Origin of the sequence: Streptomyces flavofungini, assembly GCF_041028215.1 — a bacterium.
GTDB lineage: Bacteria > Actinomycetota > Actinomycetes > Streptomycetales > Streptomycetaceae > Streptomyces > Streptomyces flavofungini_B.
In genome coordinates, this window is record NZ_JASKYR010000402.1 from 1 (window position 1) to 6,885 (window position 6,885).

Annotated in this window: 6 protein-coding genes; 2 read left to right on the top strand and 4 right to left on the bottom strand. The window is 73.0% G+C overall.

Going from position 1 to position 6,885, the window contains the following annotated elements:
* Both AB8Z36_RS24995 and AB8Z36_RS25000 read right to left on the bottom strand, forming a co-directional pair.
* The coding region (locus AB8Z36_RS24995) for a hypothetical protein (RefSeq protein WP_369215620.1) at positions 1–457 on the bottom strand (457 nt) is incomplete at its 3' end.
* 88 nt (positions 458–545) lie between these two features.
* A complete protein-coding gene (locus AB8Z36_RS25000) occupies positions 546–1,733 on the bottom strand; it encodes a PP2C family protein-serine/threonine phosphatase (RefSeq protein ID WP_369215621.1) in 1,188 nt (395 codons plus the stop codon).
* Positions 1,734–1,950: 217 nt separating this feature from the next.
* Here AB8Z36_RS25000 and AB8Z36_RS25005 point away from each other — a divergent pair, with 217 nt between their 5' ends.
* Entirely contained in the window at positions 1,951–2,841 is an 891-nt protein-coding gene (locus AB8Z36_RS25005; RefSeq protein ID WP_369215622.1) for a VOC family protein, read from the top strand.
* Positions 2,842–2,878: 37 nt separating this feature from the next.
* Positions 2,879–3,787, top strand: a complete 909-nt coding sequence (locus tag AB8Z36_RS25010) for a SigB/SigF/SigG family RNA polymerase sigma factor (protein WP_369215623.1) — start codon at positions 2,879–2,881, stop codon at positions 3,785–3,787.
* A gap of 328 nt (positions 3,788–4,115) precedes the next feature.
* Here AB8Z36_RS25010 and AB8Z36_RS25015 read toward each other — a convergent pair whose 3' ends face one another.
* Positions 4,116–5,537, bottom strand: coding sequence for a cellulose binding domain-containing protein (locus AB8Z36_RS25015; protein ID WP_369215624.1), 1,422 nt, complete (start codon positions 5,535–5,537; stop codon positions 4,116–4,118).
* The coding region (locus AB8Z36_RS25020; RefSeq protein ID WP_369215625.1) for a beta-N-acetylhexosaminidase at positions 5,534–6,885 on the bottom strand (1,352 nt) is incomplete at its 5' end. The genes AB8Z36_RS25020 and AB8Z36_RS25015, both read right to left, overlap by 4 nt.

The following is a 6,885-nucleotide window of genomic DNA, read 5'->3' on the forward strand; positions in this document are numbered from 1 at the left end:
CGCTGCCGGTGATGGAGGGGTCGAGGCCGAGGCGGAAGTGCTCGTCGACGCGGGGGCGGGCGGCGGAGTCCTTGCGGATGTAGGGGTCGAGTCCGGCGAGGAGCTGGTCGAGGGGGCGCTCGCGGTAGCCGGTGGCGAGGACGACGGCGTCGGCCCGCGCCGTGTCGCCGACGCCGTCGTCCTCGTCCTCCGTGACCGGGTCTGGCACGCGGAGCGCGGGGTCGGGCCGCTCCTCGGAGAGCCGTTCCGCGAGGCTCTCGCCCTCGTGCTGCTCCTCTGCGGTGGTGCCGGTACGCGTCGCGCCGAGGGGGCGCTCGGGCGGTGCCCAGCCCTCGTCGTAGGGGTCGGACTCCTGGTCGCCGAGGGTGTCCTCCGGGTCGAGGATGCCGTCGTCCTCCCGGATCTCGGCCGCGTCGGGCTGGTAGACCTCGTCGCCCGTGACGTCTTCGTTGCCCATGTGCCCGTACTCCTCACTGCGCGGCGTGTGCCGGTGTCCTGCCGTTGCCTGGCCGTCTATCCACCCTGGCGAGGACCACACGTACGGGTCAGGGACGCCATTCCAGGAGCAGCAGGGTCGCGTCGTCGCGCAGCTGGTTCTCCTGCCGGTCCAGGATGGAGTGGATGAGCTGGCGCAGGGCCTCCGGCGCCGGTTCGCCCGCCGCGGTGGCCCGGATGATGCTGTCCACGAACCGGTCGAGGCCGAACTCGTCGCCGTCCCGGGTCCGCAGCTCGGTGACGCCGTCGGTGTACATCAGCACCCGGTCGCCCGGCCGCAACTGCTCCTCGTGCACCCGCCACTCCACGGCGGCCAGCGAGGCGGGCGTGCCGATGGGCGGCTGCGGCGGCCGTTCGAGGGCGCGGTCGAGCACCCTGTGGTCCCTGATCAGCAGGGGCGGCGGATGGCCGCAGTTGCACCACCGCAGCAGGCCCGACGACAGGTCGAGCTGGACCAGGATGCCGGTGCAGAACTGCTCGGGCAGCCACTGCGCCATCGCCTCCTGGATCTTCTCCACGAGCGAGGGCAGCTCGATCCCCGCCCTGCGGGCGTTGCGGCAGCCCGCGAGGGCGACGGCGGTGGTGAGGCCCGAGGCGAGGTTGTGGCCCATGGCGTCCAGGATCGCCACGTGCAGGGTGGACGCGGTCAGGGAGTGGTCGAAGGCGTCGCCGCCCAGCTCATAGGCCGGTTCCAGGACCGCGGTCGAGACGACGTGGGAGTTGCCGACGGTACGAGGGGGCAGGAAGGCCCGCAGCATCTCGGCGGGCAGCTGCATGACTTCGGAGCGGGTCCGCCGCGCGAAGCTGTCGCTGGAGGCCCGCTTCGAGGTGATCGCCATGGCCAGGATGGAGGCCAGCATCCGGCAGCGGCGCAGGGCCGTGCCGTCGAGGACCGGCGCCGTGGTGCCGATGACACCGAGCCGTTCGACCCCGTCGATCAGCGGCAGCCACGCCGTGAGCCGGCCGTGCGGGCCCTCCTCGACGCGGAGCTCGTGGGCCCGGTAGGCCGAACCGGCGACGGAGGTGTCCACGCAGAGGGTGCTCGGACCGTCGGCCAGCGGCACCAGGGTCCGCTGCTGGATGTCGACCAGATACACGTCGATGCGGCCGAGGGCCATGGCCTCCGCGAACTCCTGGACCAGAGCGGGCAGCTCCAGGGCCGCCGCCGTGTGGACGTCGGCGAGCAGCTGTTCCAGGAGCTGCTCGCCGGGGCCGGGCGCGCCGGGCTGACTCGACATCTTGGATCACCGCCTCAGGGGCAGTCTCACACCGCGCCCACGATCCCGCCCGGCGCGGGCCGCCACCGGGGCGCGGGTCCTTGGGGCCGGACAAAAGGGGGCCTTGGTCCCGTCAGCGGGTGAGAAAAGTCCCGGTAAGCGACCTTCTGTCTGCGGAACCACACCCGGGACCGCAGGAATCTGGTGAGAGGAGGGCGCTGTGCCGAGGAACCCGGGTGTGAGCAGCCGACAGGAGCGAGGGGGCCTGCGGGACCGGTGGCGTCCGAGGGAGACCGGGCGCGGGCTGCGCGTCGTCCCGCCCGGTGAGCGTCGGCGCCCCGCCGACGCGGGCGCGGCCCCGGCGCCGAGCGCCGCCCGGCAGGCCACGGGCACGCCGTGCTGGCTGAGCCTGACCACCCGGGACGTACGGGCCGCCGAGCGGTTCTACGGCCGGGTGCTCGGCTGGTGCCACGTACCGCTGCTCGGCTCGCCGGGCCGTGCGCGCTCCCTGCTCCTGAAGGACGGCGCCCCGGTCGGGACCATCAGCGGCACCACCCGCGACCTGGGTGTGCACGCGGGATGGCTGCCCTACTTCGCCGTCGGCGACGTGGACGACGCGGTGGCGCGGCTCCATGAGCGCGGTGCCACGGTCGCGGTCGGGCCGCTCTCCGGCGACGCGGGCCGGGTCGCCGTGGTGGCGGGCCCCGAGGACGCGGTCTTCGGCGTACGGCAGCAGGCCCCCGACGCCCGGTGGACGGTGGGGGAGGGCCCCGTCGCCCGCCTGGAACTGTGCACGCGGGACGTCTTCGCCGCCGCCCTCTTCTACGGCGGCGTGCTCGGCTGGGGCTCGGGCCGCCCGGGCTGCTGCGCGGTGGAGTACGTCGACGAGCGGATCGTGGTGCGGGACGGGCCGCGCACGGCCGCCGTACTCAGGGGCGGGACGGCGCCCGGCACCGGGGGACGCCACCGCTGGCACGCGTGCTTCCGCGTCGCGGACGTCGACGCGGCGCTCGCCGCGGCCCTGGCCGAGGGCGGGCGCGTCATCACCCCGCCCGTCGGGCCGCGCCACCGGCGCCAGGCCGTGCTCACGGACCGCGAGGGAATTCCCTTCACGGTCGTGGCGGACTGATTTCGTGCGAGTCGAGAGCGTGGAGGTTGAGCAGAGCATGTTTTCCGGAACGGTCGGCAGGACCGAGGCCACCGGATCGGCGGGGTGGCCGGGGGACGAGGCCCTCGGTCCGGCCCGGCGGGAGACCGCCGGACTGCCGCGCATCGACGAGGCCGGACAGGTCGCCCCCAAGGACGCGCGGGAACTGTCGAAGCTCTTCTTCGAGCGGCTCAGGGACCTGCCGGAGGACTCGCCCGAGCACCAGTACACCCGCGACACGCTGATCGAGATGAACCTCTCGCTCGTGCACTACGTCGCGGGCCGCTTCCGCAACCGCGGCAACGGCCACCTGGAGGACATCGTGCAGGTCGGCACGGTCGGGCTGATCAAGGCCATCGACCGGTTCGACCTGGACCGCGGCTTCGAGTTCGTCTCGTTCGCCGTCCCGTGCATCCTCGGGGAGATCAAGCGCTACTTCCGTGACACGAGCTGGGCCGTGCACGTCCCGCGCAGACTCCAGGAGCTCCGCTCCGAGCTGGTCCGGTCCCAGGAGCGGCTCTCCTCCGCGCTCGGCCGCGAGCCGACGGTCAGGGAACTGGCGGCCGATCTCGGGGTGACCGAGGAGCAGGCCCTGGAGGGCCTCATGGCCGCCAACGGGTACGCCGCGGGCTCCCTGGACGCCCCGCACGGTCTGGAGGAGGGCGAGACGTACAAGAGCGGCCGCTCGCTCGCCGACGTCATGGGCGAGCACGACCCCGCCATCGAGGTGTTCGAGCACCTGCACGCCCTCGCGCCGCTCCTGGCCTCGCTGGAGGAACGGGAGCGCCGCATCATCGAGATGCGCTTCGGCCAGGAGATGACCCAGGCGGAGATCGGTGCTGTCCTCGGCATCTCCCAGATGCACGTCTCCCGGCTGCTCGCGCGCACGCTGACCGTCCTGCGCAAGGGGCTGCTGACCCGCGAGTGACCCCCGCCGCCGTACGGGGACCGGGGCTCCGATGGCCCAGTTCCGGTCTGGCTCCAGGCGGGGCATTCCGGCCATTCGGCGGTATTTGAATGGGGCGGCCGCAGGGCACCCGGGCCGCCCCAACGGATTCCGGGCTCCGGTTCCGTCACTTCTCGCCACCACTTGAACGCGGAAGGTTACCGAATTTCGAGGGTGCGGGATGAGATCCGTGCCGGTTCTCGGCAGAATCGGCTCCACGGCCGCCGCCCGCTCCCGGCGACGGCCTCTGGGGGAAGGGGCGCACCACGGGGAGCCCGCGCGTGTGGGGCGCGCGGGCTCCCCGCCGCCGTCAGGCCGAGGGGACCGTGTCCTCGAACGAGGTGCCCGCCGACCGGTAGCCCGCCACCTTCGCCGCCACCTGCGCCGGGGTGAGGACCTGGTCCTTGACGTGCAGGACGTAGTCCACCTGCTGGTCGTACGAGCGGGGCGTGGTGCTGGTCTGGCCCGCGAGGTCGATCAGCCACTGGTTGAAGTTGATCGACATGGGCCGCTCCGGCAGATACGCCGCGTCGTGCGTGCCGAACGACTGCCCGTCCACGTAGTAGCGGATGGAGCTGTTGTCGATGGTCACCACCAGGTCGTGCCAGCCCGCGTAGCTCCGGCGGCTCTCCGTGTGCTGGTTCACGGCCTGCCACGGGTCGGGGGCGTAGGTCTCCCAGGACGTCGTGTAGAGGATGTTGGAGGGCTCGCCCCAGCCGCCGTTGGGCAGATACTCGAAGTCGTACTCGGCGTAGTCGTCGGCCATCGGCGCCTTGAGGTCGTTGATGGTGAAGAACGTCTGCACCAGGTGGTCGCCGTCGGGGCCGCCGCGGGGCGCGTCGCTGAACCGCACGCGCGCCGCGTAGGTGCCGTTCCTGAACTTCATGGACTTGGTGAGGACTTCGGTCTGCCTGGTGCTCTCGCCCGTTCCGGCCGTGGAGGTCTCCAGGTTCATGACCGTGTTGCCGCCCGACGACGCGAAGGTCACGTTCTGCGGGGCCCAGGTCGCGCCGGGCACACCGGGGCCGCCGGAGTTGGAGCGTACGCTCCAGCCGTTCGCCGCGATCCTGGGGTCGTTGTACGCGGTGTAGCTGAAGTCGTCGAACAGGGTCGCGCCGTCACCGGGCGGGTCGGTCGGGTCCGTGGGATCGGTCGGGTCGTTGCCCTCGGGGGCGGTGCCCCAGACGACGGCGCCGTCGAGCTGTGCGGTGACCTTCGACCAGTTCGCGTACGCCGACTGCGTGGCGCTGAAGGAGTAGTCGTCGGACTGGTCGAGCCGCTGCCAGTCGGCGCGGTGGAAGCGCAGTTGCAGATCGCCCGTGTCGGCGCCCGCGGCGAGCGAGCCCGCGCCGGAGGTGAAGCCGATCTCCAGATAGCGGTCGGCGGTGGCGGTCGGCTTGGCGAGCGTGCCGAACGAACCGGTGATGTTGCCGCAGCCCTTCACCGCCCATGAGCACGCGAAGCGGTAGGACGGGTTGCCCGCGTCGGACTTGAAGTAGTAGCGGATCCTGACGTCGCTGAGCGCGACGGTGGCGCCGCCGGTGTTCCGCACCTTCAGCCACGGTTCGGCCTGATCGCCTCCGGTGGCGCCCGCGTGGTACTGCACGGTCAGCTCACCCGCCGCCGCGGCGGCGGGCGCGGGGAGCGCGACGAGACCCGCGCAGCCGAGCGCGGCGGCCACGGCGCAGGCGAGCGAGCGCCGGGTGGACTTGGTGAAAGGCGTCCTTCTCATGGCTGTTCCTTTCCGGAACGGTGGGGGATGGAGCCGGGGCGGGGAACGTGCGGGTCGAGCGGCCCGTGCCCCACGCCGAGCGCGGCGAGCCGGGCCGTGTGCGCGGCGAGCCTGCCGCGGAAGCCGGTCCAGGACGGGCTGCCGTGCCAGGCCCGGTCGGCGAGCGCGCAGAGCCGGGGGAAGACCAGGTGGTCGACGTGGCCCGCGGTGGGGGCGAACTCCGTCCACAGCTGGGCCTGCATGCCGAGCAGCGCGCCCGCGGTGCCGGTGTCGTCCGGCGGCTCGTGGCCGTGCACCGAGCGCAGGTCGACGACCAGACCTGGCTGGGCCTGCGGCCCGGCGGGCGCGTCAGACTGGGCGTAATCGAGGTAGGTGTCGCCGTGGTCGCAGCTCACGGCCGCGTGGCCGCGTTTGAGGGCGAGGCGGGTGTGGTCGGGGTCGCGCCACGTCATGACGGTGAACTCCGGGGGCAGCCCCTCGCCGGTCTCCGCCCACGCCGTCGGGATGCGGCCCCGCGCGAAGAGGTGCGCCCCGATCCGGCCGAGGAACCAGCCGTGCAGCGCGTCCGTGTCCGGCAGCCCCTCGGCGGCGGCCTTCGCGCGGGCGGCCGGGCTCGCCGCCCACTCCGCGGTGGGGCACTCGTCGCCGCCGATGTGCACATAGGGGGAGGGGAAGACGTCGATGACCTCGTCGAGGACGGTGCGGCAGAAGCCGAGCACGGGCTCGTCGACCGCGAGGACGGTGTCGCACACGCCCCAGCTGGTCCATACGTCCAGCGGCCGCCCGGGCCGGTTGCCGAGTTCCGGATACGCGGCGAGGGCCGCCCGCACATGTCCCGGCATCTCTATCTCCGGCACGACGGTGACACCGCGCGCGGCGGCGTGGGCGACGAGGCCGGACAACTCGGCTCGCGTGTAGGCCCCTTGGTGCGGGGTTCCGTCGAAGACGGTGCTGCCCGCCGGGCCCACCATCGACTCCGACCGGCGCCCGCCGACCTCGGTCAGGCGCGGATAGGCGGCGACCGGCATCCGCCAGCCCTGGTCGTCGGTGAGGTGCAGGTGCAGCACGTTGAGCTTGTGCAGGGCGAGGAGGTCGACGTAGCGGCGCAGGAAGGCGATCGGCTGGAAGTGCCGTGCCACGTCGAGCATGAAGCCGCGCCAGGCGTGGCGCGGGACGTCCGTGATCTCCACGCAGGGCAGCCGCCAGGCCGTGCCGGGGCGCGGCGTCCCCGACAGGGCTTCCACGGGCAGGAGTTGGCGCAGCGTCTGGACGCCGCGCAGCAGCCCGTCGAGCCGTGCCGCGCGCAGCAGCACCGCGTCCGGGCCGACGGTCAGGCCGTACCCCTCGG